This is a genomic window from Leisingera sp. ANG1 (assembly GCF_000203975.2).
Lineage (GTDB): Bacteria > Pseudomonadota > Alphaproteobacteria > Rhodobacterales > Rhodobacteraceae > Leisingera.
This window is the reverse complement of the sequence record NZ_AFCF02000015.1, coordinates 24298-48152: the sequence shown is the minus strand read 5'-3', so window position 1 is coordinate 48152 and position 23855 is coordinate 24298. Positions and strand designations below refer to the sequence as shown.

Below are 23855 nucleotides of genomic sequence, written 5' to 3'. Positions count from 1 at the left end.
GTTCCTCAGCCGTGGTCGCTGCCGCATTGCCCGTGATCGCCCAGCGCCGACAGCACCTTGCAATCTCCGCCCTGACCGTGGCCGCACAGATGGGTGATGCGCTCCAGCTCCCCCGCCAGCCGCTCCAGCCTGGTTATCCGCGCCCGCACCGCATTCAGCTGCGCCTCGGCGATGCGGTGCACCTCTGAGCAATCCTCTCCCAATTGTCCCTCGATCGACATCATCACCTTGATGTCCTCCAGCGAGAACCCAAGGTCGCGGGCATGTCTGATGAAGCCCAGCGCCTCCATGCCGTCCTGCCCGTAGCGCCGCTGGTTACCTGCATTGCGGCCCGGCTGCGGCAGCAGGCCGATTTCCTCATAATAGCGGATGGTTGGCACCTTGACGCCGGTGGCCTTGGACAGCTGGCCGATGGAAAACATCGCAATGACCTCTTGATGCTCTAGTGACTAGAGGCCCTACATTGATATCGAATCAGGAATGAGGACAAGAGCAATGGCAGGCTGCTGCAATCACAACGCAAGGTTCGACGGGGTGTCGGACGACTACAAACGCAGGCTTTGGCTGGTGATCGCCATCAACGCCGGCATGTTCGCGGTGGAAATGGGCGCGGGCCAAATGTCCGGCAGCCAGGCGCTGAAGGCGGACGCGCTGGATTTTCTGGGTGACGCGCTGACCTATGGCATCTCATTGGCGGTGATCGGCGCCACCCTGCGCACCCGCGCGCTGGCGGCCCTGGGCAAGGGCATCAGCCTGTTGCTGATGGGCGCCTGGGTGTTTGGCTCCACAGTGTACCAGGTGTTTTACGTCGGCGTGCCGCAGGCGCAGATCATGGGGGTTATCGGCTTCATGGCGCTGGCGGCCAACCTGATCTCGGTCATGCTGCTGGCGCGCTACAAGGACGGGGACGCCAATGTGCGCTCGGTCTGGCTCTGCTCGCGCAATGATGCGATCGGCAATGTGGCGGTGATGATTGCCGCCCTGGGGGTCTGGGGCACCGCCACCGGCTGGCCGGACCTCATCGTGGCCGGCATCATGGGCGGCCTGTTCCTGAGCTCTGCCTTCCAGATCCTGGTCCAGGCGGTGCGGGAGTGGCGCGAGGAAGAGGCACACGCAGAAGCGCACACGCACTAAGTGCTTAGGGCTGCGCCTGCCTTGGCGGGCGCAGTCCGGCCTTTCGGCCGGACGGAACAGAGCTTAACCAAACAGCCCTGCGTATGCCTCGCGCAGGGCTTTCTTCTGCACCTTGCCCATGGTGTTGCGCGGCAAGGCCTCCAGCAGGATGATCTCCTTGGGCTGCTTGAACTTGGCCAAATGCCCGGACAGAGCCGCCTTGATCGCCTCAGCGCTGGTGCCCTTGCCTTCCGGCACAACCACCGCCACCACTGCCTCGCCAAAGTCGGGATGCGGCACGCCAATGACGGCGCTTTCCAGCACGCCGGGCTGGTCATCAATCAGGCTCTCCACCTCCTTGGGATAGACATTGAATCCGCCGGTGATGATCAGATCCTTCTCGCGCCCGACAATGGTGACATAACCGTCAGCGTCGATCTTTGCCATGTCGCCGGTGATGAACCAGCCATCCGGCTGCAGCTCCTCCGCCGTTTTCTCCGGCATCTGCCAATAGCCCTGGAACACATTGGCCCCGCGCACCTCCAGCACGCCGATCTCTCCGGCCGGCACCTCAGCCCCGTCCCGCATCACCCGCGCCTCAACACCCGGCAGCGGGAAGCCGACAGTGCCGGCCCGGCGCTCTCCGTCATAGGGGTTCGACGTGCTCATATTGGTTTCAGTCATCCCGTAGCGTTCCAGGATGCGGTGCCCGGTACGGGCCTCCCATTGCTCGTGGGTATCGACCAGCAGGGGTGCGGAGCCGGAGATGAAAAGCCGCATTTTGGCGGCGCGTTCCTTGGTCAGCCGCGCGTCAGCCAGCAGCCGGGTATAGAAGGTCGGCACCCCCATCAGCGCGGTCGCCGCCGGCATCGCGTTAAGAATGGCATCGGCATCGAACCCCGGCAGAAACACCACCTTGGCGCCGGCAAACAGCGCCACATTGGTTGCCACAAACAGCCCGTGTGTGTGGAAGATCGGCAGCGCATGGATCAGCACGTCGTCCTTGGTGAACCGCCAGCAATCCCTCAGCGTCAGCGAGTTGGAGGCCAAATTGTCATGGCTCAGCATCGCACCCTTGGAGCGCCCGGTGGTGCCGGAGGTATAAAGGATCGCCGCAAGATCATCCGCCTTTCGGGCCACAGGATCAAAGCCGCCCTGCCCGTCCGCCAGATCCCGCAAGCTGCCCTGCCCGGCGGCATCCAGTGTCAGTACCTGCGCCGCGCCTGCAATGGCGCTGATCTCTTCCAGCCTCGCTGGGTCACAGACCACCACGCGCGGAGAGGCGTCACCCACAAAATAAGCCACTTCCGGCCCGGTATAGGCGGTGTTGAGCGGCAGGAAGATGCCGCCCGCCATCACCGTGCCAAGGTACAGCTCAATCGCCTGGATGGTTTTCTGGACCTGCACCGCCACCCGGTCGCCGGGCTGCACCCCCTGGGCCGCCAAGGCTGCCGCCATCCGCTCCGCGCCGGCAAACAGCGCGCCGAAGGTGACCGTGCCGCCCTCCGGGAGCCGGGCAAAAACATCCTCCTCGCGCCCCAGCGAGGACTCGCGCAGCTGGCGGATCAAGTGGTTGGCGTCATACATCGGCGGCTCCTTCATCTGGCGGCGCCATTTGCGCGGCTTGGCCAGCCAAAATCAAGCCATTGATCTTTGCGGCGCTTGGGCGCAGGGTCGCGCCATGGCAAAATCCTTAACATCGCATCGGCCTGTGCTGGCGGTCCTCTTGAAAGTGACCGCCATTGCGCTGTTCACCGCATTGTCCGGGATCATCAAGGCCACCTCGGAAACCGTCCCCGCGGGCGAGGCCGTGTTCTTCCGCTCCTTCTTTGCCATTCCGGTGATCGTGGCCTGGCTGGCGGCGCGCGGAGAACTGCGGCACGGGCTGATCACCAAAAAGCCGATGTTTCACGTGTGGCGCGGACTGGTCGGCACCTCGGCGATGGGCATGACCTTCATGGGGCTGGCGCTGCTGCCGCTGCCGGAGGTCACCGCCATCGGCTATGCCACACCGATCTTCACGCTGCTCCTGGCGGCACTGTTTCTGGGCGAGACCATCCGGCTGGTGCGGATCAGCGCCGTCGCCATCGGCCTTCTGGGCGTTCTGATCATGATCTGGCCGCGCCTGGGCGGCGATCTGGGCGATGGTGCCATGCTGGGGGTGCTGCTGGTGGTCGGGGCCACCGTGGCCCGCGGCTTTGTGCAGATTCACATCCGCCGCATGGTGCAGTCGGAGCATACCGCGGCCATCGTGTTCTACTTCTCGCTGACCGCCTCGGCCCTGGCGCTGCTGACGGCACCTTTCGGCTGGGTGATGCCGGATGCGCAGACCGCCGCGCTGCTGGTCAGCGCCGGGCTGGTCGGCGGCGTGGCACAGATCCTGGTCACCTCCTCCTACCGCTTTGCGCCCGCCTCGATGCTGGCGCCTTATGACTATGCCTCGATGATCTTTGCCATCGTGATCGGCTACGTCTGGTTCGATGAATGGCCGACGCTGGTGATGCTGGCCGGCGCCGCACTGGTGATTGCCGGCAATGTGCTGGTGATCTGGCGCGAGCACCGGCTGGGCCTGCGGCGCGGCAAGGCCAAGCCGCTGATCGACCCAAAAGGCGGATAACAGGCTCTACCAAGGAGTTTTCCGACAGCTGGGCCTGCTTCCCAATCAGCCCGGCTCAGATTGCGCGGGTCAAACCGCCGTCCACGCGAATGTTCTGCCCGGTGGTATAACCCGCATCATCCGAGGCCAGATAGGCCACCAGCGCAGACACCTCGCGCGCAGTGCCATAACGCCCCATCGGAATGCGGGCCTTGCGGTCTTCAGTCTCCGGCAGGCTGTCGATAAAGCCCGGCAGCACATTGTTCATCCGCACGCCCTGGCCTGCAAACTTGTCGGCAAACAGCTTGGCAAAGCTCGCCAGCCCGGCCCGGAACACACCGGAGGTCGGGAACAGCGGGTCCGGCTCAAACACCGCAAAGGTGGAGATGTTGATGATCGACCCCTTGCCCTGCGCCGCCATGATGGGCGCCACCAGCCGCGCCGGGCGGATCACGTTCATCAGGTAGTATTCCATCCCCAGATGCCAGTCGTCGTCGCTGATCTCCAGGATATCGCCCTTGGGCCCGTGGCCGGCCGAGTTGACCAGCACATCAATCCGCCCCCAGCGATCCATTGCCTTGTCCACCAGCGCCTGCAGATCGGATTGCTCCAAATTAGAGCCAGTGTGGCCCACCCCGCCCAGCTCCTGCGCCAGCGCCTCGCCCTTGCCGGAGGACGACAGGATCGCGACCTCATAGCCCTGCGAATGAAGGTGGCGGGCGGCATCCGCGCCCATGCCGCTGCCCGCGGCGGTGAAGAGAGCAACCTTGGTCATGTCCATACTCCTTTGCTTGCCTCCAAGATGGCGGTTCAGGCCGCGCTTGACCAATCATGTCTCATCGCGCCAGACTGTAGGAAAACTACTGGCTGGAACCTGATGCGCCTGCCCAACCTCAACGCCCTGCGGATGTTCGATGCCGCCGCCCGCCACCTGAACTTCGGCCGCGCGGCGGAGGAGCTGCACCTGACCCAGGGCGCAGTGGCGCAGCAGGTGCGGCGGCTGGAGGCCGATCTGGGCCACAAGCTGTTCCACCGCCACGCCCGCGGGCTGACCCTCACGGATACAGGCCGCAGCTATCACGCGCCGGTCCGGCAGGCGCTGATGCTGATCCGCGAGGCCACAGACCAGCTGGCGCCTGCGGTGCAGCGGGTGACGCTGTCGGTGCCGCCTTCCTTTGCCTCGAAATGGCTGGTGCCCCGGCTGCCGGAATTCGAGGCCCGCCACCCCGATATCGATCTGCGGGTTGTGGCCGAGGAAAGCCTTACGGATTTCAAGCGCGACGGCATCGACATCGCCATCCGCCAGGGCGGCAAGCCGCAGGAAAGCAGCCTGAACTCTGCGCTGCTGTCGCTGGTGGACCTGGTGGCAGTGGCACGCCAGGGTTCGGCTCTAACAAAAGGAGATTCTCCCGAACTGGCGGATCTGGCGCAGCACACGCTGATCCAGGACGGGCACCACCACTGGGACCTTCTGCTGCGGCAGCACGGGCTCACGGCCACGGGCCGGGTGCTGCAATTCAACCAGACGGCGCTGGCGATGGACGCGGCAATGAACGGGCAGGGCATCGCCCTTGTGCCCCGCATTTTCCTGGGCAGCCAGCCGCTGTCAGAGCTGTGGCAGGCGCCGCGGCTGGGGGATCAGGGCTTTTACGTGCTTTGGCCCAGCACTCAGGGCCGGGCCAAGACGGTGGTGGACTGGCTGCTGCGCCAATAACATTCAGGCAGAGGCGGCCTCAGCCTCTTCCGGCGCGCTGAGCGAGATCACAGCAACAACCGCCGCGCCATTCAGCCAGTAGAAGGCCGCATCCAGCCCGGCAAAGCCAAAGACAAAAGGCGCCGCCAGAAAGGTGAGGCCAACAATCAGGTCAACCGTCAGATGCAGCTTGTAAGGCAGCACCCGGATCAGGCCGAGGTGATGGTCCGTCAGCACCGTCAGCGCAAAGGCGGCGATGCCGGTTGCCACCGACAGCCACAGCGCCAGCGGATTGCTTTCCCCGAGGCCCAGCAGGAACGGCAGCCCCATCAGGGCAATGGCCACCGGGTAATCTAGGTATGCGTGGATGGTGCGGGTTACGAAACGGAAGGGCATGGGTCAGGTCCTTTTCTGGTTGCCAGGGCCGCAGGTATTGCGGCCATGAACCCAGATTGGACTTAAAATCAGGAACGAATAACTCTAGTTAAGACAAGAAACCTTGCAGATCGTTCACATGTGCGACGTATCGGAAAAATCGACATTGGCATGCTTCTGCCGGTACGCCGCCGGAGAGAGGCCAACCTGCTTGCGGAACACCCTGGAAAACGCAGCTTCGGAGGCGTAGCCCGCCAGTTCCGCCGCGTCGGCGACATTCAATCCCTGCTCCGCCAGCCCCTGGCAGGCAATTTGCATCCGCCAGGACGTAAGATACTGCATCGGCGTCACCTCCATCTTGGCAGTAAAGGTTTGGGCGAACCCGGTCCGCGACATTCCCGCCGTCCGGGCCAGGTCCTCCACCGACCAGTTTGCTGCCGGATTCTTGTGAAACGCCGTCAAGGCGCGGTGGAGCCGGGGGTCCGCAAAACCGGCCAAGGCGCTGTCATCCGACGTCAGGCTTTCCAGATGCACCCGGATCGCCTGCGCAAAGATCGCCTCGGACATTTTCAGCGCAATCAGGTCACCGCCCATGCGCGCCTGCCCGGCTTCCGCGGCAATGACCCGCAACGTTGCCTCCAGCCAGGCACCGCGGGCTTCGCCATAGTCCTGAATATGCATATAGGGCGGCAAACGGTCCAAAAGCATATGCCCGGCACCGGTATGCCCTTGCGCGCCATAAGAAATATGCCCGCAAATCAGCTGCGTATCCCGGTCGTCCTCATCCCCGCCGTAAACCAGCACGCCTTCGCCCTGATACCCGGACAGCTCCAGCACCCGCTCCAGCGTCAGGACTGCCTCTTTGCCAGTGGTGGAGCAAAACAGCATATGTTCCGCCCCATGCGGGATCACCACCAGATCCCCCTGCGCCAGCCGGATCGTGTCACCGGTCTGCGGCAGATGCACCAGGCATTCACCGCGATGGGCAAAATGGAACCGCGCCACATTCTGGAAGGACGGCACATGCACCCCCCACGGCGGCGTGAACGAGGTGCGGAAATAGAGCGTCCCCTTCAGGGAAAGCCGCGTGAGAATGTCGCTTAACAGATCCAGCATGGCAGGAGGATACCCCTTCGGTGCCACGCGTCCAGAGTGCTGGACGATCTGCAATATCTTTCGGCCTATCACGCATTCAACGCCACAGCGTTTTCACGGATCAAGGTGGGACTGACAAAACAAGGAGTCGCAAGATGACATTCCGTTTGCTTTCCGCCGCTGTTCTCGCTGGCGCCGTGGTCCTGCCGGCCCATGCCGCAGAGCCGATGAATGACCTCGAAATCGCCCATACCGCCTATACTGCAGGCCAGCTGGACATACGCTATGCCCATCTCGCACTGGCGGTATCTGAGAATGCCGACGTGCGCAGCTTTGCTGAAACCATGATCCGCGACCACTCCGCGGTCAACTCAGCTGCAGTTGACCTGATCACCGAATTGAACGTCACGCCTCAGGACAACGACCTCAGCCGTGCCCTGGTAAAGGGGGCCGCGGACAAGCGGGCAGAGCTGATGGGCCTCTCCGGCAACGCCTTCGACTGCGCCTATGCCCAAAATGAGCTGGGCTACCATCAGGTTGTCAACAAGACCGTCGAGGACAGCTTTATCCCGGCAGTCACGGTTGCGCCGCTCAAAGAGCTGCTGACGGATGCGCTGGCGACATTCAAGGTGCACGAAGGCCATGCGGAACAGATGGTCAGCAATCTCCAATGCGGCTGACACGGCGGCGGCTGATCGCAGCGGGCGGACTGACGGCGGCCGCAGCAGCCTTGCCCGCAGCGGCCGCACCACCAGTCCGGGTCCGTATCCGGAAGTTCGCCTTTGACCCAAAAACAGTCTCTATAAAGGCTGGAGAGCGTGTCGAGTGGGTGAATGAGGACATTGCCCCGCATACGGCGACTGAAGATAATCATCTGTGGGACACAGGCGAACTGGAAAGGAACGGGTCTGCCACGCTCACCTTTGATACACCGGGGACGTATGCCTATTTCTGCGCCTTCCATCCAAAGATGAAAGCGCAAGTGATCGTCACAGCGTGACAGGCTGCAACGAAAACGGGCGCCCCGCATCGGGACGCCCGTATCTTCTGTGCAGGTCGTGATCTGCCTCAGGCGCGGACCAGCGCCTCATAGTCTTCGGCGATCTCGCGGGTCAGGTCACCAACCTCAAAGGTATAGTCGCCGATCTGCCCGACCGGGGTGACCTCTGCGGCGGTGCCGGTCAGCCAGCACTGCTCAAAGCCTTCCATCTCTTCCGGCTTGATGCGGCGCTCATGCACGGTGATGCCCTTGTCCTTCAGCATCTGGATCACGGTCTGGCGGGTGATGCCGTTGAGGAAGCAATCGGCCAGCGGCGTGTGCACTTCGCCGTCCTTCACAAAGAACACATTGGCGCCGGTCGCCTCCGCCACATAGCCGCGCCAGTCCATGAACAGCGCGTCAGAGCAACCCTTGGCCTCTGCCTTGTGCTTGGAAATGGTGCAGATCATGTAGAGGCCCGCCGCCTTGGCGTGAACCGGGATGGTTTCCGGGCTCGGGCGCTTCCATTCCGCGATGTCGAGCTTGGCACCCTTCATCTTGGCGTCGCCGTAATAGGCGCCCCAGCCCCAGACCGCGACCGCCATCCGCACCGGGTTCTTGGCTGACGCCACGCCCATGTCTTCACCCGAACCGCGCCAGACCAGCGCGCGGACGTAGGCGTCCTGCAGGCCGGAGGCTTTCAGCGCCTCTTCTTTGGCCGCCTCGATCTGATCGACGCTATAGGGCATCGGCATGTCCAGCGCTTCTGCGCTCGCGATCAGGCGCTCGGAATGTTCGCGGCTTTTGAAGATCTTGCCGTTATAGGCGCGCTCGCCCTCAAACACAGAGGAGGCGTAGTGCATCGCATGGGTCAGGATATGCACCTTGGCATCCCGCCAGTCGACCAGCTCCCCATCCATCCAGATCACACCGTCGCGGTCGTCGTAACCAGCCATGCCGCACCCTCCTGATTTCTGCGGTGATTTTCATTTATTGCGCAAGTTAAGGCCGAACCGGACACAATCTTGCGCCAAAGCTGCGATTCGATACATCTTCACCCTTGGAATGTCAACAACACTGACATAAACTGGCCGGTAATACAGACGAGGGGGCACCACATGCCTGAGGGCCGGACAGGGCAGGGATACAGCGGCGAAAGCCTGCTGTTTCTGACAGATGAGCAGCTGCGTCAGGGGATCGAGGCAATGTTTTTTGCCTACCGCGGCTTTACCGCCGATCCGGACCGGATCCTGGCCGAGATGTCCTATGGCCGGGCGCATCACCGGGCGATCCACTTCATCAACCGCTCGCCAGGCACCACGGTGAACAACCTTCTCAGCATCCTGGGCGTGACCAAACAGTCGCTGAACCGGGTTCTGCGCACGCTGATCGGCGACGGGCTGGTGATCTCCAAGGTGGGGGAGCTCGATAAACGCGAACGCCACCTCTACCTGACCGACCAGGGCGCAGCGCTGGAGGCGACGCTGTCCGATGCCCAGCGCGCCCGGATGCGTGCTGCGTATAAGGACGCAGGCCCCGAGGCGGTGCAGGGCTTCAAGACAGTGCTTGAGGCGATGATGGACGCAGACATGCGCCGCGCCTACGCCAAGCTGCGGGACTGATCAGGCATGACCACCCATGACGCTCATCTGCTGATCGTCGATGACGACGAACGCATCCGCGGCCTCTTGAAGAAATTCCTGATGCGCTCCGGTTTTCTGGTGACCGCTGCCCGCGACGCCGCCCATGCCCGCCGGGTGCTGGCGGGGCTGGATTTCGACCTGATCGTCATGGATGTGATGATGCCGGGCGAGGACGGTGTGTCGCTGACCCGCTCCCTGCGCGAAACCATGAGCACCCCAATCCTGCTGCTGACCGCCAAGGGCGAGACCGAGGACCGGATCGCCGGTTTCGAGGCCGGGGCGGATGACTACCTGCCCAAACCTTTTGAACCCAAGGAACTGCTGCTGCGCGTCAACGCGATCCTGCGGCGGATGCCGGACACGGTTGCACAAGAGGCCGCGCCCAAGGTGCTGCATCTGGGCAGCATCCGCTATGACATCGAACGCGGCGAGATGTGGCAGGGCGATGAGCTGATCCGCCTGACCGGCACCGAAAGCCAGCTGATGAAGATCTTCTCCGCCCAGCCGGGTGAGCCGGTCTCCCGCACCAAGCTGGTCGAGGATTTGGGCCGCGACCGCGGCCAGGCGCAGGAACGCGCGGTGGACGTGCAGATCACCCGCCTGCGCCGCAAGATCGAGCCGAACCCGAAACAGCCGCAATACCTTCAAACCGTCCGCGGCGCGGGCTACATGCTGGCGCCGGATTAACCCGGCCCGCCTTCCTCTTGCCCAAAATATACCGGGGGGTGAGGCCCGTCTTGGAAACCGTCCGGGGGACGGTTTCAGGGCCGAACGGGGCAGAGCCCCACTCCGCCAGGGCCGGGGCAGCGCCCCCTCCAGTCCGGTCAAGCAGCACCGCGCCGGTGCACAGGGGGTGCACGCCCGGTGCACGCATGCCACCCCCCGATTCCCCTTGCAGCCACAGCCCCCCGCCCCCTAGGGTCGCGCCAAGCCCCGCAGCCGGAGGAACGCGCCCATGACCACCGCCCTGATCACCCACGCGGATTGCCTCAATCACGTGACGCCCGAAGGCCACCCCGAACGGGTCGCCCGGCTGGAACACATCCTGCACGCGCTGGAGCCGCTGGACCTGAAGCGGGTGACAGCACCGATGGCCGCCGAGGATGACATCCTGCGCACCCACCCCGCCGGCTACCTCTCGGACCTGCGCAAGGCCTCCCCGGCAGAGGGCTGGGCACAGATCGACGGAGACACCTTCCTTTCCCCCGGTTCCCTCGACGCCGCCTTCCGCGCTGCGGGGGCCGTGGTACGCGGTGTCGACATGGTGCTGGGCGGCGAGGTGCAGAACGCCTTTGCCGCGGTGCGCCCGCCGGGCCATCACGCCGAAACAGACACGGCCATGGGCTTTTGCCTGTTCGGCAACGCCGCGCTGGCGGCCAAGCACGCGCTTGATCACCATGGCCTCAGCCGCGTTGCGGTGGTGGACTTCGACGTCCACCACGGCAACGGCACTCAGGACCTGTTGTGGGACGAGCCGCGCGCGCTGGTGATCACCAGCCAGCAGATGCCGCTGTGGCCCGGCTCCGGCCGCCCGGATGAGGACGGCGCCCACGGCCAGATCCTCAACATGCCGCTGCCGCCGGGATCAGGCCGGGCGGAAATGCAGGCGGCTTATGAGGGCCAGGCCTTCCCGCGCCTGCGCGCCTTCAAACCGGAGCTGATCATCATCTCCGCCGGCTTTGACGCCCATCAGGACGACCCGCTGGCCAGCCTCAACTGGGCCACCGCCGATTTCGCCTGGATCACCGCCGAACTGGGCAAACTTGCCAGTGAGCTGTGCCAGGGCCGTATCGTCTCGACTTTGGAAGGCGGATATGATCTGAACGCGCTGTCCGCGGCAACCCGCGCGCATGTGGAAGAATTGATGAAGGCACCGGCATGACTGAGACCCCCGTAGACCAGATGAGCTTTGAACAGGCGATGCGCGAGCTGGAAGGCGTGGTGGACCAGCTGGAGCGCGGCGACGTGGCGCTGGATGCCTCGATCGCGCTCTATGAACGCGGCGCGGCGCTGAAGAAACGCTGCGAGGACGAGCTGAAGCGCGCCGAAGAAAAGGTCGCCGCCATCACCCTGGATGCCAACGGCACCCCCAAGGGCACCCAGCCATTGGACGCCGGCTGAGCCATGAGTGCCGCCGCAGACACCCAAACACGCCCCTTCGCGGAGGCGCTGAAAAACGCGCAAGCTCAGATCACCGCGCATATGGAACTGCGGCTCGCAGGCAGTGACGAACTGCACGCCGCGATGCGTTATGCCATCACCGGTGGTAAGATGCTGCGCGGCTTCCTGGTGCTGGAAAGCGCCCGGCTGCATGGGGTCGCGGCAGAGGCCGCACTTGACGCCGCGCTGGCCATCGAATGCATCCATGCCTACTCCTTGGTGCATGACGACCTGCCCTGCATGGATGACGACGACCTGCGCCGCGGCCAGCCTACGGTCCATAAGAAATGGGACGAGGCGATGGCGGTTCTGGCAGGCGATAGCCTTCAAACCTTTGCATTTGAGCTGCTGGCAGACCCCAAGGTTGGCCCCCATGCACTGGAGCTGATCCGCAGTCTGGCGCAATCCTCCGGCAAGGACGGCATGGTCTCCGGCCAGATGCTGGATATTGCGGCAGAATCTGCGGCCGCACCGCTTACACTCGAACAAATCACCAAGCTGCAGGGCCGCAAGACCGGCTGCCTGATCGAATGGTCCGCCACCGCCGGCGCGGTGCTGGCAGGCGGCAACCTGGCCCCGCTGCGGCAATACGCACGCGCCCTCGGCCTTGCTTTCCAGATCGCCGACGACATCTTGGATGTGGAAGGTGATGCCGCCAAGGTCGGCAAGGCCGTGCGCAAGGATGCCGATGCCGGCAAGGCGACCTTTGTCTCATTGCTGGGACTGGCAGAGGCAAAAGCCCGCGCACAGTCGCTTTGCGAGGATGCCTGTGCCGCGCTGTCACCCTATGGTGAAGACGCCGCAACCTTGAAGGAAGCCGCGCGTTTCGTTATTGCGCGCGACAGCTAACACCGCGCCACGCCGCTAATAGGCGCAGCCCAAGGAGACACCATGTCCGACCGGCCCAAGACCCCGCTTCTGGACCAGATCACGCGCCCCGCGGATCTGAAGGGGCTGACGGATGCGCAGCTGGTGCAGGTGGCCCACGAACTGCGGCAGGAAACCATTTCCGCGGTTTCCGTCACCGGCGGCCATTTGGGCGCCGGCCTTGGCGTGGTGGAGCTGACCACCGCCCTGCACGCGGTCTTCGACACCCCGCGCGACAAGGTGATCTGGGACGTCTCCCACCAGTGCTACCCGCACAAGATCCTGACTGGGCGCCGCGACCGCATCCGCACCCTGCGGATGAAGGACGGGCTCAGCGGCTTCACCAAACGCTCCGAGTCGCCTTTTGATCCGTTCGGTGCCGCCCACAGCTCCACCTCGATCAGCGCAGCCCTTGGCTTTGCCGTCGCCCGCGACCTGGGCGGCGTGATCCCCGAGGGCAACGGCGACGCCATCGCGGTGATCGGCGACGGCTCGATGTCGGCCGGCATGGCCTTTGAGGCGATGAACAACGCAGGCCACCTGGGCAAACGGCTGTTCGTGATCCTGAACGACAATGAAATGTCGATCGCACCGCCGGTCGGCGCGCTGTCCTCTTACCTGTCCCGCCTTTATGCAGGTGAACCGTTCCAGGAATTGAAAGCCGCTGCCAAGGGCGCAGTCTCACTGCTGCCCGAACCCTTCCGCGAAGGCGCCAAGCGCGCCAAGGACATGCTGAAAGGCATGGCGGTCGGCGGCACTATGTTCGAGGCACTTGGCTTCTCTTACCTCGGCCCGATCGACGGCCACGACATGGACCAGCTGCTGCCGGTCCTGCGCACCGTCAAGGCCCGCGCCACCGGCCCGATCCTGATCCATGTCCTCACCAAGAAGGGTAAGGGCTACGGCCCCGCCGAGCGCGCCCGCGACAAGGGCCACGCCACTGCCAAGTTCGACATGGTGACCGGCGAGCAGAAGAAGGCCCCCTCCAACGCGCCCTCCTACACCTCGGTCTTCGGCACTGAGCTGGTGAAACTGGCCGCCAAGGACGACAAGATCTGCGCCGTCACCGCGGCGATGCCGGATGGCACCGGCCTCAGCCTGATGGCGGAACGCTACCCCTCGCGCTGCTTTGATGTCGGCATTGCCGAACAGCACGGCGTCACCTTTGCCGCGGCACTGGCGGCGGGCGGCATGAAGCCCTTCTGTGCGATGTACTCCACCTTCCTGCAACGCGGCTATGACCAGGTGGTGCATGACGTGGCGATCCAGCGGCTGCCGGTGCGCTTTGCCATCGACCGCGCCGGCCTGGTCGGCGCCGACGGCGCCACCCACGCCGGCAGCTTCGACATCGGCTTCATGTCCAACCTGCCCGGCATGGTGGTGATGGCCGCCGCGGATGAGGCGGAGCTGGTTCACATGGTCGCCACCGCCGCTGCGTATGACGACGGTCCCATCGCATTCCGCTACCCGCGCGGCGAGGGCGAAGGCGTCGAAATGCCGGAGATCCCGGAAGTGCTGGAAATCGGCAAGGGCCGGATGATCCAGGAGGGCAAACGCGTGGCGCTTCTGTCCTTCGGCACCCGCCTGGGCGAGGTCCGCAAAGCTGCCGAGGCACTCTCTGCCAAGGGCATCACCCCGACAATTGCCGACGCCCGCTTTGCCAAGCCGCTGGACCGCAATCTGATCCTGCAGCTGGCCGCGGACCACGAGGCTCTGATCACCATCGAGGAAGGCGCAGTGGGCGGTTTCGGTTCCCACGTGGCGCAGCTCCTGGCAGAGGAAGGCGTCTTTGACAGCGGCCTCAAATACCGCTCGATGGTGCTGCCCGACACCTTCATCGACCAGGCCAGCCCGGCGGATATGTACGAGACCGCAGCGATGAACGCGCCGCAGATCGAAGCCAAGGTGCTGGAGGTTCTGGGCGTGGCGACGATTGGGGAAAAGCGGGCTTAAGCCTAGTCTCTCAGCCTGTCAGTTTCTGGAAAGTCCAGTCAGCCGGCTAAGCAACCGATAGCCCGGCGCTGACCAATGCCTGTTCAAAGCAAAGACAAGCTGCGCAATGGTTTTGTCTCCCATCCACGCGGGCTGTATCTCATCCTGACGGGCAACAAATAGATTCAGCAATGCCGCGCGGTCGGAAACCACGGTAAAAATTGACGGTGAAAACGCAATATCGAGCCGTCTGGTGAAACCCAAATCAGACCAGATTGTTTCCAAGCTGTTTGGATAAACCGCTCTCAATCGCCGACGCAACCGCCCCAGCCTGCGAAACTGCAGGAAAACAAACAGAAGGTGCCAGCTTCCCAAACCCTAAACCCCCGGCGGCTCCGCCGGCGGAACAAAGCTCTCCATGTCCTCTGCCTCCAGCACCGCCCGAAGACCCTCGCGGTAGGTGGGATAGAGCAGCCCCACCCCCAGCTCATCCTTGATCCGGCGGTTGCGGACCCGCTTGTTCTCCCCGTAAAAACTGCGCGCCATCGGCGTCATGCCCGCCTCGTCAAAGGGCACCTCGGCCGGCATCGGCAGGCCCAGAAGTTCGGCGGCGTGGCCCAGCACATCCTGCGGCGGCGCCGGGTCGTCGTCGCAGACGTTGTAAATGGCGCCCGGACGCGGCTGCGCAATGGAGGCTGCCAGCACCTGGGCGATGTCGTCCACATGGATGCGGGAGAACACCTGCCCCGGCTTGATGATCCGCCGCGCCTTGCCCGCCATCAGCTTGGCAAAGGGGCCGCGGCCGGGTCCGTAGATGCCGGCCAGCCGGAAGATGTGCAGCGGCAGGCCGGGGATCGCCTGCCATTGCATCTCCGCCAGGGCGCGCCAGTCGCCGCGCTGGCTGGTGGGCTTCACCGGCGTCTCTTCATCCACCCAGGCGCCATCGTGGTGGCCGTAGACGGCTGTGGTCGACAGGTAGCCGACCCACTCCAGATCAGGCGCGGTGGCAATCCGGTCCCCCATGGCTGCCAGCACCGGATCCCCATCCGCATTGGGGCCGATCGAGTTCAGCACATGCGTCACGCCGTCCAGCGGCACGTCCTGCCCGGGCCAGGTGATCATCTCAACACCATCAGCCGCCGCCACCTCACGCGAGGTGCCGATGACACGCCATCCCGCCGCCATCAGGCGCGGGGCAAGCGCCCGGGCGGTATAGCCAAATCCAAGACAAAGCAGCGTTTTTCTCATGCCTCCTAGATGCGTTGGCCGTGCCCGGTGCGCAAGGGTTGATTCGAATCCCCTGCACGGCTTTGATGGCCCGATGAAAAAGCAGACACCCGGATTGGCCGATGCCTATGCGCTGAGCACGCCTGAAGATTCACGGCAGCTCTACGCGGAATGGGCCACCTCCTACGATCAGGATTTTGCTGCCGGGCAGGACTACCTGCTGCCCGGACTGACGGCCAAGGCCTTTGCCGCCGCCGGGGGAACAGGCCCGGTTCTGGACGCGGGCGCAGGCACCGGTCTCTGCGGCCAGGCGCTGCGGGCGCTTGGGGTTGAGCCTGTGGACGCCACCGACATCAGCGCCGCCATGCTGGCCGAGGCGCTGCGCAAGGACGCCTACCGCGACGTGATCGAGGCCGACCTGATGGAGGGCATCCCGGTGCCGCGCGGCTCATACCGCGGGGTGGTCTCCTCCGGCACCTTCACCCACGGCCACCTTGGCCCTGAAGTGTTGCCTGCGCTGCTGCGGGTGGCCGCGCCGGATGCCTGGTTCGCCCTATCGGTGAATGCAAAGTTCTATGAAAAGGCGGGATTTGCCGCAGCCTTTGACAGGCTGCTGCAGGGGCAATGGATCAAAAGCCTGACTCTGCCGGAGCTGCGCATCTACGGCCCGCGCGCCTCCGGCGCGCACAAGGACGATACCGCGATTATTGCGCTGTTCCAGAAGGTTTAGCGCCACCCCGTCAGCGCCGGGTCAAGGGAGGCACAGCCTCCGCGCGGCACGCGCGGCTTGCCCTTGAGGCGGCGATGCCGGATCACAAACTCGAATTGGCTGCTTGAGGAGCAAACCTGCTCCTCAAGAGCTTCTCAGCGGAAAGAAAACGCCGCGCGAAGCGCGGCGCCAGGCCCAACTGCGGAGGGGCATCTTCAGATGTCCCGCAGCAGGCGGGAGCTTTGCGTCAGCGCCCCTTCCAGACCGGATCGCGTTTTTCGGCAAAGGCGCGGGCGCCTTCCAGGTTGTCTTCGGAGCCGTAAAGCACATCCACCGTCTTGAGCTGGCGCTGGGTGATACGGTTCATCGCATCCTGGAACTTGCTGTCTTCGGCGTCGCGCACGATCTCCTTGATCGCCGCATAAACCAGCGGCGGGCCGGAGGCGAGCAGCCTTGCCAGTTCCCAGGCACGGTCCATCAGCTGATCTGCGGCCACGATCTCATTCACCAGCCCCCAACGGTTGGCTTCTTCGGCATCAAACCAGCGCCCGGTCAGCAGCAGCTCCATGGCGATATGGTAGGGGATGCGCTTGGGCAGTTTGACGCTGGCCGCGTCTGCCACGGTGCCGGAGCGGATTTCCGGCAGCGCAAATGTGGCGTGATCGGCTGCAATGATCATGTCCGCCGACAGCGCCAGCTCCAACCCGCCGCCGCAGGCGATGCCGTTCACGGCGGCAATCACCGGCTTGTTCATATCCCGCAGCTCCTGCAGCCCGCCGAAACCGCCGACGCCGTAATCGCCATCCACCGCATCACCGTCTGCGGCGGCCTTCAGGTCCCAGCCGGGGCAGAAAAATTTCTCCCCACTGCCGGTCAGGATTGCCACCCGCAGCTCCGGGTCGTCACGAAAATCTCGGAATACCTCGCCCATCACCTTGCTGGTGGCCAGGTCAATGGCATTGGCCTTGGGCCGGTCCAGAGTCACTTCCAGAATGGCGCCGTCGCGGCGGGTTTTCACAGGGCTTTCACTCATGTCGTCTCCTCCTGGCATTTGGCATGCCGTTCTGTTTCAGGGCCGAAGCCTCAGTATTTCCGGCGCATCAGCGCGTCTGCCGCAACCGCATCCTTTGGCGTGCACAGAAGCGGGTTGATCTCGATCTCCTCCAGCCCCAGCGCGTTCTCCATCACATAGGCCTCAACTGCACGGATGGCGCGCAGGATTGCCTCGCGGTCTGCCGCCGGGGCGCCGCGGTAGCCATCCAGCAGCTTGGAAACCCGCAAGGATTTCAGCGCCGCCTCAATCTCCGCATCCGAGGCCGGCAGCAGGAAAGACGCGCTGTCCTCCATCAGCTCGGTCAAGGTGCCGCCCGCCGCCAGTGTCATGACAAACCCGTGCGCCGGGTCTTTCACCACGCCGATCAGCAGCTCCGCCACCGCGCCAGTAACCATCTCCTCCACCAAGAAACGCTCCGCAGGCATGTTGAAGGCGGCGTCGCTCACCTCCTGGCCTGAATTCAGGTTCAGCGCCACTGCCCCCGCCTCGGTTTTATGCGCGACACCTTCGCCCTTCAGCACCACCGGAAAGCCGACGTCGACCGCCACCGCGCGGGCATTGGTGGCCGAAGCCGCCCGTTTGGAGCGCGGAGTGCGCAGCCCATAGCTGGAAAGCTGCCATTTGGCTTCGGCCTCCGGCACCAGATCGGGCTCCACAACCGGGGTTGGCAGCAACAACGGCGCAGGCGCTTCCGGCAGCGGCAGGCTGGCCGCCTCGCAGGCGGCAATCGCTTCGCTGAGACCGCAGAAGGGCACCACACCCGCGTCCATCAGCCGGGCCGCCACTTCCTCCGGCAGCAGTTCCGGCAGGGTTGCCACCAGACCGACGTTGGCGCCAGTCCGCTCACGCGAGCCGATGGCCGCCTGAATGGTGCATTCCCAGTCCGAGGCATCGCAGCGGTCATCGCGCGGGAAATCCACAACCAGCATGGTCATTGCCAGCTGCGGATCCATCATGGCTGAGAACGCCTTGGTCATCGCCTCGGTGTCGCGCCAGATATAGGTGTGATAGTCGAGCGGATTTGCCAGCGCCACCATCGGGCCGAGTGCCGCGCGCAGGTCCGTTTTCTGGCGGTCGTTCAAAGGCGGGAACTCCACCTTCCGCGCATGGCCGGTGTCCGCAGCCAGGCTTGCCTCCCCACCGGAGCAGCTGATGGTTGCGATGCGGTTCGAAGGCAGACGCCCCGCCACATGCAGCAATTTCAGCGTCTCCAGGAAGGAAGGCAGGTCATCCAGACGCGGAATGCCAAGGCGTGAGAGCAAAGCCCCCGCACCCGCGTCACCGCCCGCAAGCGAGGCGGTATGAGAAACAGTTGCGGCCTGGGCCTCAGCTGATTTGCCAACTTTCAGCGCGATGACCGGCTTGCCCAGCTCGCGCGCCCGCGCGGCCAGGGCCTCAAAGGCGCGCAGATCGCCAAAACCCTCGATATGAAGGCCCAGCGCGGTCACCCGGTCATCCTCCAGCAACGCCTCGCCAATCGCGGCAATGCCCGACTGCGCCTGATTGCCGGCGGTCACCACATAGGCCAGCGGCAGCCCGCGCTTCTGCATGGTCAGGTTGATGGCGATGTTGGAGCTTTGGGTGACCAGTGCCACACCCTTTTCTGCCCGCTGCCCGCCATGCTGGTCCGGCCACAGCAGTGCGCCGTCCAGGTAGTTGATGAAGCCATAGCAGTTGGGGCCAAGGAACGGCATGCCGCCTGCTGCTTCCAGCAGCTGCGCCTGCAGGTCCGCGCCTTCCGCGTCCTCGGCCGCAGCCTCCAGGAACCCGGAGGCAAAGCACACTGCCCCGCCAGCCCCGCGCGCCGACAGCGCCCGCACCACCTCGATCGTGGCAAAACGGTTCACGCCGATGAAGGCTGCGTCAGGTGCCTCCGGCAGGCTGTCCGCATCCTTGAAGGCAGGCAGGCCCGCGACCTCTTCAGCTTTGGGGTGGACGGGCCAAATGGTGCCCTCGAACCCCATCTTCTGGCATTGCTCGATCACCAGGCGGCACCATGCGCCGCCGCCAATCACAGCAATGGTTTTCGGGCGGAAAAGCCTGTTTAGAGACTGCATTTGATCTTATTCACCGGTCTTGCCGCGGTCCAGATGGCCGAGGTCTTGTTCAGGGTTGATCCGGTCGCGCACGCGGGTTTTCAGCTCTTTCACATCAGGAAAGCCGCCGTCCCGTTTGCGTTCCCAGACCAGCTCCTTATCAACATGGATCTCAAAGATCCCGCCCAAATCTCCGGGAACCAGAGTCACCCCGCCCAATTGGTCCTGGAAGGTCTGCAGCAGCTCCTGCGCCATCCAGCCCGCCCGCAGCAGCCAGTTGCAGCCGATGCAGTAGGTAATGGTAACTACGGGTTTCCCGGTTTGGATCATGGATCAGCCTCCGACGGCGCGCAGCATCTCGCGGCTGATGATGTGCCGCTGGATTTCACTGGTGCCTTCCCAGATACGCTCCACCCGTGCGTCGCGCCAGATGCGTTCCAGCGGCAGCTCGTCCATCAGGCCCATGCCGCCATGAATCTGGATCGCCTCGTCGGCGACAAAGGCCAGCATTTCGGTTGCTTTCAGCTTGGCCATCGACATGTCGCTCTCGGTGACGGTGCCCTGGTCGAATTTCCAGCCGGCTTCCCAGGTCAAGAGGTTCGCCGCCTTCAGCTCCAGCGCCATGTCGGCCAGCTTGAAGGAAATGCCCTGGAACTTGCCGATCTGCTGGCCGAACTGCTTGCGCTCGGCGGCGTATTCGATCGAGTGCTGCAGCGCCCGTTCGGCGCGGCCCAGGCAGGTGGCGGCCACTTGCAGGCGGGTGGCGCCCAGCCAGGTGTTGGCCACCTCGAACCCCTTGTCGACCTCGCCCAGAATGGCCGAGGATGGCAGGCGGCAGTCGTCGAATTCCAGCACCGCATTGGTGTAGCCGCGGTGGCTGACGTTGCCGTAGCCGTCGCGCACCTCGAAACCGGGTGTGCCCTTGTCGACAAAGAAGGCAGTGATCTTCTTCTTCGGCCCGCGCGGTGTGTCCTCAACCCCGGTTGCCATGAAGCAGATGGCAAAATCAGCAATATCGGCGTGGCTGATGAAATGCTTGGTGCCGTTCAGGATCCAGTCGTCACCGTCCTGACGGGCACTGGCCTTCATGCCGCGCAGGTCGGATCCCGCATCCGGCTCAGTCATCGCCAGGCAGTCCCATTTCTCGCCCTTCATGCAGGGGAACAGGTATTTCTCTTTCTGCTCCTCTGTGCCTGCCAGCAGGATGTTCGACGGCCGCGCGACCCCGGTCCAGTGCAGCGCATAGTTGGCGCGGCCCAGTTCCTTTTCATACATCAGCCAGGTCAGGGTATCGAGACCGGCACCGCCCACTTCCTCGGGCATGTTGGCGGCATACAGCCCCGCTTCCATTGCCTTCTTCTGCACGTCGCGGATCACATCCATGTCCAGGTGGCCGGTGCGCTCGATCTCCGCCTCATGCGGATAGAGCTCCTTTTCCACAAAGGCGCGGGTGGTCTCAACGATCATCGACTGTTCTTCGGTCATCCCGAACTGCATGGCGGTCTTCCTTCGGCAAATCTGTTGCGGATCAGATTACGCCGCTTGCACGCGTTCATCATGCAAGGTTAGAAATAATCATGCGAAGTTGGACAAAAGATGCCGCTGCGGCGCAGCAATTGGATGTGCTGCTGTTTGATGCCTTTTCGGCCCATTGCCTGGCCAACACGGTGGAGCCGCTGCGTGCCGCCAATACGTTTGCCGGGCGGCAAGTCTATGCCTGGCGGTTCCTGACGCTGGACGGCGCGCCGGCGGTTTCGTCCTCAGGCATGGAGGTGCGGGCGCATGGAAAACTGGGTGATTGCAGCGGTGATCTGCTGATTGCGATGCCGTCTTATGACTTCCTGCGCCACGCCAATGCGGCGACCGCCCGGGCGCTGAAATCCGCTGCCCGCCGCTACAAAGTGCTGGCAGGGTTTGACACCGGCGCCTGGCTGCTGGCGCAGGCCGGGCTGCTGGACGGGCGCCGGGCCACCATCCACTGGGAAGAGCTGGGCCGCTTCACCGAGGCTTTCCCGGAGGTTGAGGCCGAAAGAGCGCGGCAGGTCCGGGACGGCGACCGCATCACCTGCACCGGCGCGCTGGCGGCCTTTGACACCATGATGGAGCTGATCGGCGACCAGCATGGCGCTGCATTGCGGCTGGAAGTTGCCACGCTGTTCATGGCGCCTGAGGCGACGGAGACCCAGGACCCGATCCTGGTGCGCGGCAAATCGGTTGCCCGCGCGGTTGCGGTGATGCAGGCTAATCTGGAAACGCCCTTGCCCATCGCTGCCGTGGCCCGAAAGGCGGGCCGCAGCCAGAAGGATCTGGAGGCGCGGATGAAGGGTGAACTGGGGGCAACGCCGCAGGCGGTCTACCGGCGGCTGCGTCTGATACAGGCCAGAAAGCTCGTGTTAGAAACTGTTCTGAGCGTTTCAGAGATTGCCCTGCGCTGCGGCTACGACGACCCGAGCGCGCTGACCCGGGCCTTCAAGGCGGAGTTCGGAACCACTCCGCGCAGCTTGCGCAGTACCGGTTAGACCTGCTTTGCCGCCATCCACTGATTCAGCCGCCACAATCCCCAGGCCAGCGGGATCGCCGCCAGACCACCAATCACATAGGCCAGCGGCTCATCGGCGAAGGATTCAAACATCTGCGTGTAGGCATGGATCGCGGCAAAGGTCAGCGCCGCGTTGAACAATCCGCGCTGGTGCCGCTGCGCCGCCCAGAAGATCACCGCCGCCAGCACCGCTGCCCAGAGCACGGAATAGACGTTTTCGGAAATGAACAGTGCGCTGTCGCGGAAGGCATCGCGGGCGGCAGAGTAGGCTTCCCAATCCTCGTAACCGTCGCTGTAGCGGCCTGGCCCCCAAACGGTTTCGCCCACCACGTCCCCCCACAAGGAGCCGACCAGCGCACAAAGGTTCGCGACCGCAAACCCCAATATCGCCAGGATGCGCAAGTGCCGGGCATCGCGCTCCGCCAGCCGGGCCGCACCCCAGACACAGAGCACGATCAGCAGCACCATCTGCAGGATCGTCAGCGTCGATTCCGGCGAATAGAACACATAGGCCGCATGGAAATAGCTGGTGCCGGTCTCCAGCATCTGGGCAAAGGGCGCAATTGCCAGCGCGGTGACAAAACGCACGTCCACTTGCCAGCCGGCCAGCGCCAGCGCCGCCGCATAATAAAGCAGCGCCAGGTTCCGCAACGGTGAGCCGATGCCGTATTGTTGCAGCAGCAGTTCGATCCCCGCCAGATGCATCGCCAGCCCCATCAGCAGGATCGCCCCCAGCACAAAACCCGCAGACCAAGCCCCGTGACGCCAGCGCCAGGTGCAGATCAGCGCCACCAGCGCACCGGCGGGCAGCATCACCCAGCCGGCGATGTCCTCGTATTTGTCCACCAGCTCAATTCCGGCACCGCCCATCAGCATCCCCGCGCCAATCAAAGTGGCGGAATTGCCGAACATCCGCAGCGTCTCGCTGCCGCGTGCCAGAACCGCCAGCCCGCCGCCCAGCATCAGGATGCCCGTCACAGCTACCGCAAGCGGATCCGCCAGCCAGAAGATGAAGCCGGCGGTGGCGGCGATGATTCCGAAACACAGGATCGCGTTGACCGCCAGCGATACCATAACCTCGCGCGAGCGCGCCTCGATGGTGCGGGCCTGATCCGCGGTCAGCACCCCCTCCTCGACCAGGGCAGTTGTATCGGCAATGGCGTGCATCAGCGGTCCCTCGCGGCATCCAAAAGGTTCCGCCCAGCATGGACCGGTCGTCGCCCGGGTAAAAGGGGAGGAATTCCCAGCCCTTACCCCTTGGGCCTGCTTGGCACCCAGGCATAGCCGTTTTCACACAAGATATAGGCCTCGCGCAGGCCATGCGGCTTGTCCGCAGGCGCCTGCAGAATTGTGAAGCCAGCGGCTTCCGCCCGCGCCGCAGCCGCATCCGGGTCAGTGTCATAAAGCCGGATCTCAATCCCGGCCCCGCGCGGCGGGTTTTCCGGCAGCAGCCCCAGCAGCGGATTTTCCGCATAGGTGCCGTCGCTGTGCAGCTGAAACACCTGTCCGCCATAGGTGACGATGGCAAAATCCTTGCTCACCTGATGGCCTTTCATGGCAAAAACAGTCTCTAAAAAGGCAATCTCTGCCGGAACATCCCGCACCAGCAGGTTAATCCCGATCCCGCGCAGGGAACGGCCAAAGCTGTCTGCGTCCACAGTCTGGTAGTCCATGCCAATTCCTCCGCATAAGAAACACTTACACCCTGCCGTTGAAACCCGCGCTGCGGCAACGCCAAATGCGCCAGCCTTCGGCGCCTTTCCACCATCCGCATGAAGCTTTGATGGCAAAGCCAGCAATCCGCTTGCCTTCCCGCCCGCAATCGGAACAATTGGAT

27 protein-coding genes are annotated in these 23855 nt (G+C 64.0%); 13 read left to right on the top strand and 14 right to left on the bottom strand.

All coding sequences use genetic code 11. The features are described 5' to 3' along the window. Positions 1-5 precede the first annotated feature (5 nt). Positions 6-422: a MerR family transcriptional regulator gene (locus tag GC1_RS20835; protein ID WP_019297558.1), complete on the bottom strand. Its 417-nt coding sequence runs from the start codon at positions 420-422 to the stop codon at positions 6-8. A 73-nt stretch (positions 423-495) separates the two neighbouring features. Here GC1_RS20835 and GC1_RS20830 point away from each other — a divergent pair, with 73 nt between their 5' ends. Then, entirely contained in the window at positions 496-1134 is a 639-nt protein-coding gene (locus GC1_RS20830) for a cation transporter (protein WP_019297557.1), read from the top strand. Positions 1135-1197: 63 nt separating this feature from the next. Here the strand turns inward: GC1_RS20830 and GC1_RS20825 are convergent, their stop codons facing one another. Beyond that, positions 1198-2700, bottom strand: coding sequence for a malonate--CoA ligase (locus GC1_RS20825; protein WP_029204956.1), 1503 nt, complete (start codon positions 2698-2700; stop codon positions 1198-1200). A 94-nt stretch (positions 2701-2794) separates the two neighbouring features. Between GC1_RS20825 and GC1_RS20820 the strand changes: the two genes are divergently transcribed. Next, entirely contained in the window at positions 2795-3730 is a 936-nt protein-coding gene (locus GC1_RS20820) for a DMT family transporter (protein WP_019297555.1), read from the top strand. Positions 3731-3785: 55 nt separating this feature from the next. Here the strand turns inward: GC1_RS20820 and GC1_RS20815 are convergent, their stop codons facing one another. After that, positions 3786-4490: an SDR family oxidoreductase gene (locus GC1_RS20815; RefSeq protein WP_019297554.1), complete on the bottom strand. Its 705-nt coding sequence runs from the start codon at positions 4488-4490 to the stop codon at positions 3786-3788. Between the two features lie 96 nt (positions 4491-4586). Between GC1_RS20815 and GC1_RS20810 the strand changes: the two genes are divergently transcribed. Then, entirely contained in the window at positions 4587-5423 is an 837-nt protein-coding gene (locus GC1_RS20810) for a LysR substrate-binding domain-containing protein (RefSeq protein ID WP_019297553.1), read from the top strand. Positions 5424-5426: 3 nt separating this feature from the next. On the opposite strand, the gene GC1_RS20805 is transcribed toward GC1_RS20810, so the two are convergent. Beyond that, positions 5427-5798, bottom strand: a complete 372-nt coding sequence (locus GC1_RS20805; RefSeq protein WP_019297552.1) for an SPW repeat domain-containing protein — start codon at positions 5796-5798, stop codon at positions 5427-5429. Positions 5799-5912: 114 nt separating this feature from the next. Then, on the bottom strand, positions 5913-6893 hold the full coding sequence (locus GC1_RS20800) for an AraC family transcriptional regulator (protein ID WP_019297551.1): 981 nt from the start codon (positions 6891-6893) through the stop codon (positions 5913-5915). Between the two features lie 134 nt (positions 6894-7027). Here GC1_RS20800 and GC1_RS20795 point away from each other — a divergent pair, with 134 nt between their 5' ends. Together GC1_RS20795 and GC1_RS20790 are read left to right on the top strand one after the other, a co-directional pair. Continuing rightward, entirely contained in the window at positions 7028-7552 is a 525-nt protein-coding gene (locus GC1_RS20795; RefSeq protein WP_029204954.1) for a DUF4142 domain-containing protein, read from the top strand. Beyond that, positions 7543-7872, top strand: a complete 330-nt coding sequence (locus GC1_RS20790; RefSeq protein ID WP_019297549.1) for a cupredoxin domain-containing protein — start codon at positions 7543-7545, stop codon at positions 7870-7872. Before GC1_RS20795 ends, GC1_RS20790 begins: the two co-directional genes overlap by 10 nt. A gap of 68 nt (positions 7873-7940) precedes the next feature. On the opposite strand, the gene GC1_RS20785 is transcribed toward GC1_RS20790, so the two are convergent. Next, positions 7941-8807 (bottom strand): branched-chain amino acid aminotransferase, encoded by an 867-nt coding sequence (locus tag GC1_RS20785; RefSeq protein ID WP_019297548.1) that lies wholly within the window; start codon positions 8805-8807, stop codon positions 7941-7943. Positions 8808-8969: 162 nt separating this feature from the next. Between GC1_RS20785 and GC1_RS20780 the strand changes: the two genes are divergently transcribed. The 6 genes from GC1_RS20780 to dxs all read left to right on the top strand — a co-directional run bounded on the left by GC1_RS20780 (position 8970) and on the right by dxs (position 14474). Further along, a complete protein-coding gene (locus GC1_RS20780; protein WP_029204953.1) occupies positions 8970-9473 on the top strand; it encodes a MarR family winged helix-turn-helix transcriptional regulator in 504 nt (167 codons plus the stop codon). A 6-nt stretch (positions 9474-9479) separates the two neighbouring features. Further along, on the top strand, positions 9480-10181 hold the full coding sequence (locus GC1_RS20775; protein WP_019297743.1) for a response regulator: 702 nt from the start codon (positions 9480-9482) through the stop codon (positions 10179-10181). 268 nt (positions 10182-10449) lie between these two features. After that, positions 10450-11376: a histone deacetylase family protein gene (locus tag GC1_RS20770; protein ID WP_019297547.1), complete on the top strand. Its 927-nt coding sequence runs from the start codon at positions 10450-10452 to the stop codon at positions 11374-11376. Next, the gene (locus tag GC1_RS20765) at positions 11373-11615 is read left to right on the top strand and encodes an exodeoxyribonuclease VII small subunit (protein ID WP_019297546.1); all 243 of its coding nucleotides are present in this window, start codon (positions 11373-11375) and stop codon (positions 11613-11615) included. The genes GC1_RS20770 and GC1_RS20765 overlap by 4 nt, the downstream gene beginning before the upstream one ends. 3 nt (positions 11616-11618) lie before the next feature. Beyond that, positions 11619-12503 carry a polyprenyl synthetase family protein gene (locus GC1_RS20760; RefSeq protein ID WP_019297545.1) on the top strand — a complete coding sequence of 295 codons (885 nt, stop codon included), beginning with the start codon at positions 11619-11621 and terminating at the stop codon, positions 12501-12503. 42 nt (positions 12504-12545) lie between these two features. Further along, on the top strand, positions 12546-14474 hold the full coding sequence (gene dxs / locus GC1_RS20755; protein ID WP_019297544.1) for a 1-deoxy-D-xylulose-5-phosphate synthase: 1929 nt from the start codon (positions 12546-12548) through the stop codon (positions 14472-14474). An 18-nt stretch (positions 14475-14492) separates the two neighbouring features. On the opposite strand, the gene GC1_RS22565 is transcribed toward dxs, so the two are convergent. After that, on the bottom strand, positions 14493-14828 hold the full coding sequence (locus GC1_RS22565; RefSeq protein WP_193748121.1) for a hypothetical protein: 336 nt from the start codon (positions 14826-14828) through the stop codon (positions 14493-14495). A gap of 3 nt (positions 14829-14831) precedes the next feature. Then, positions 14832-15701 carry an SDR family oxidoreductase gene (locus tag GC1_RS20750; RefSeq protein WP_019297543.1) on the bottom strand — a complete coding sequence of 290 codons (870 nt, stop codon included), beginning with the start codon at positions 15699-15701 and terminating at the stop codon, positions 14832-14834. A gap of 73 nt (positions 15702-15774) precedes the next feature. Between GC1_RS20750 and GC1_RS20745 the strand changes: the two genes are divergently transcribed. Beyond that, on the top strand, positions 15775-16410 hold the full coding sequence (locus GC1_RS20745) for a class I SAM-dependent DNA methyltransferase (protein WP_029204952.1): 636 nt from the start codon (positions 15775-15777) through the stop codon (positions 16408-16410). A 226-nt stretch (positions 16411-16636) separates the two neighbouring features. On the opposite strand, the gene GC1_RS20740 is transcribed toward GC1_RS20745, so the two are convergent. Genes GC1_RS20740 through GC1_RS20725 form a run of 4 tightly spaced genes read right to left on the bottom strand, consistent with a single transcriptional unit; the run spans position 16637 to position 20976 of the window. Continuing rightward, the gene (locus tag GC1_RS20740) at positions 16637-17422 is read right to left on the bottom strand and encodes a carnitinyl-CoA dehydratase (protein WP_019297541.1); all 786 of its coding nucleotides are present in this window, start codon (positions 17420-17422) and stop codon (positions 16637-16639) included. A gap of 50 nt (positions 17423-17472) precedes the next feature. Continuing rightward, positions 17473-19500: an acetate--CoA ligase family protein gene (locus tag GC1_RS20735; RefSeq protein WP_019297540.1), complete on the bottom strand. Its 2028-nt coding sequence runs from the start codon at positions 19498-19500 to the stop codon at positions 17473-17475. 6 nt (positions 19501-19506) lie between these two features. Beyond that, on the bottom strand, positions 19507-19809 hold the full coding sequence (locus tag GC1_RS20730) for a SelT/SelW/SelH family protein (protein WP_019297539.1): 303 nt from the start codon (positions 19807-19809) through the stop codon (positions 19507-19509). Between the two features lie 3 nt (positions 19810-19812). Further along, the gene (locus tag GC1_RS20725) at positions 19813-20976 is read right to left on the bottom strand and encodes an acyl-CoA dehydrogenase family protein (RefSeq protein WP_019297538.1); all 1164 of its coding nucleotides are present in this window, start codon (positions 20974-20976) and stop codon (positions 19813-19815) included. 80 nt (positions 20977-21056) lie between these two features. On the opposite strand from GC1_RS20725, the gene GC1_RS20720 reads away from it, so the two are divergent. Beyond that, positions 21057-21998 (top strand): GlxA family transcriptional regulator, encoded by a 942-nt coding sequence (locus GC1_RS20720; RefSeq protein WP_019297537.1) that lies wholly within the window; start codon positions 21057-21059, stop codon positions 21996-21998. Here GC1_RS20720 and GC1_RS20715 read toward each other — a convergent pair. Both GC1_RS20715 and GC1_RS20710 read right to left on the bottom strand, forming a co-directional pair. Beyond that, a complete protein-coding gene (locus tag GC1_RS20715) occupies positions 21995-23185 on the bottom strand; it encodes a hypothetical protein (protein ID WP_019297536.1) in 1191 nt (396 codons plus the stop codon). The two genes, GC1_RS20720 and GC1_RS20715, sit on opposite strands and share 4 nt — an antisense overlap. Before the next feature lie 83 nt (positions 23186-23268). Further along, entirely contained in the window at positions 23269-23691 is a 423-nt protein-coding gene (locus GC1_RS20710) for a glyoxalase (protein ID WP_019297535.1), read from the bottom strand. Positions 23692-23855 lie beyond the last annotated feature (164 nt).

Coding starts and splice junctions, on each gene's coding strand:
- GC1_RS20835 (WP_019297558.1), bottom strand. CDS start 422: ATGTTTTCCATCGGCCAGCTGTCCAAGGCCACCGGCGTCAAGGTGCCA.
- GC1_RS20830 (WP_019297557.1), top strand. CDS start 496: ATGGCAGGCTGCTGCAATCACAACGCAAGGTTCGACGGGGTGTCGGAC.
- GC1_RS20825 (WP_029204956.1), bottom strand. CDS start 2,700: ATGTATGACGCCAACCACTTGATCCGCCAGCTGCGCGAGTCCTCGCTG.
- GC1_RS20820 (WP_019297555.1), top strand. CDS start 2,795: ATGGCAAAATCCTTAACATCGCATCGGCCTGTGCTGGCGGTCCTCTTG.
- GC1_RS20815 (WP_019297554.1), bottom strand. CDS start 4,490: ATGGACATGACCAAGGTTGCTCTCTTCACCGCCGCGGGCAGCGGCATG.
- GC1_RS20810 (WP_019297553.1), top strand. CDS start 4,587: ATGCGCCTGCCCAACCTCAACGCCCTGCGGATGTTCGATGCCGCCGCC.
- GC1_RS20805 (WP_019297552.1), bottom strand. CDS start 5,798: ATGCCCTTCCGTTTCGTAACCCGCACCATCCACGCATACCTAGATTAC.
- GC1_RS20800 (WP_019297551.1), bottom strand. CDS start 6,893: ATGCTGGATCTGTTAAGCGACATTCTCACGCGGCTTTCCCTGAAGGGG.
- GC1_RS20795 (WP_029204954.1), top strand. CDS start 7,028: ATGACATTCCGTTTGCTTTCCGCCGCTGTTCTCGCTGGCGCCGTGGTC.
- GC1_RS20790 (WP_019297549.1), top strand. CDS start 7,543: ATGCGGCTGACACGGCGGCGGCTGATCGCAGCGGGCGGACTGACGGCG.
- GC1_RS20785 (WP_019297548.1), bottom strand. CDS start 8,807: ATGGCTGGTTACGACGACCGCGACGGTGTGATCTGGATGGATGGGGAG.
- GC1_RS20780 (WP_029204953.1), top strand. CDS start 8,970: ATGCCTGAGGGCCGGACAGGGCAGGGATACAGCGGCGAAAGCCTGCTG.
- GC1_RS20775 (WP_019297743.1), top strand. CDS start 9,480: ATGACCACCCATGACGCTCATCTGCTGATCGTCGATGACGACGAACGC.
- GC1_RS20770 (WP_019297547.1), top strand. CDS start 10,450: ATGACCACCGCCCTGATCACCCACGCGGATTGCCTCAATCACGTGACG.
- GC1_RS20765 (WP_019297546.1), top strand. CDS start 11,373: ATGACTGAGACCCCCGTAGACCAGATGAGCTTTGAACAGGCGATGCGC.
- GC1_RS20760 (WP_019297545.1), top strand. CDS start 11,619: ATGAGTGCCGCCGCAGACACCCAAACACGCCCCTTCGCGGAGGCGCTG.
- dxs (WP_019297544.1), top strand. CDS start 12,546: ATGTCCGACCGGCCCAAGACCCCGCTTCTGGACCAGATCACGCGCCCC.
- GC1_RS20750 (WP_019297543.1), bottom strand. CDS start 15,701: ATGAGAAAAACGCTGCTTTGTCTTGGATTTGGCTATACCGCCCGGGCG.
- GC1_RS20745 (WP_029204952.1), top strand. CDS start 15,775: ATGAAAAAGCAGACACCCGGATTGGCCGATGCCTATGCGCTGAGCACG.
- GC1_RS20740 (WP_019297541.1), bottom strand. CDS start 17,422: ATGAGTGAAAGCCCTGTGAAAACCCGCCGCGACGGCGCCATTCTGGAA.
- GC1_RS20735 (WP_019297540.1), bottom strand. CDS start 19,500: ATGCAGTCTCTAAACAGGCTTTTCCGCCCGAAAACCATTGCTGTGATT.
- GC1_RS20730 (WP_019297539.1), bottom strand. CDS start 19,809: ATGATCCAAACCGGGAAACCCGTAGTTACCATTACCTACTGCATCGGC.
- GC1_RS20725 (WP_019297538.1), bottom strand. CDS start 20,976: ATGCAGTTCGGGATGACCGAAGAACAGTCGATGATCGTTGAGACCACC.
- GC1_RS20720 (WP_019297537.1), top strand. CDS start 21,057: ATGCGAAGTTGGACAAAAGATGCCGCTGCGGCGCAGCAATTGGATGTG.
- GC1_RS20715 (WP_019297536.1), bottom strand. CDS start 23,185: ATGCACGCCATTGCCGATACAACTGCCCTGGTCGAGGAGGGGGTGCTG.
- GC1_RS20710 (WP_019297535.1), bottom strand. CDS start 23,691: ATGGACTACCAGACTGTGGACGCAGACAGCTTTGGCCGTTCCCTGCGC.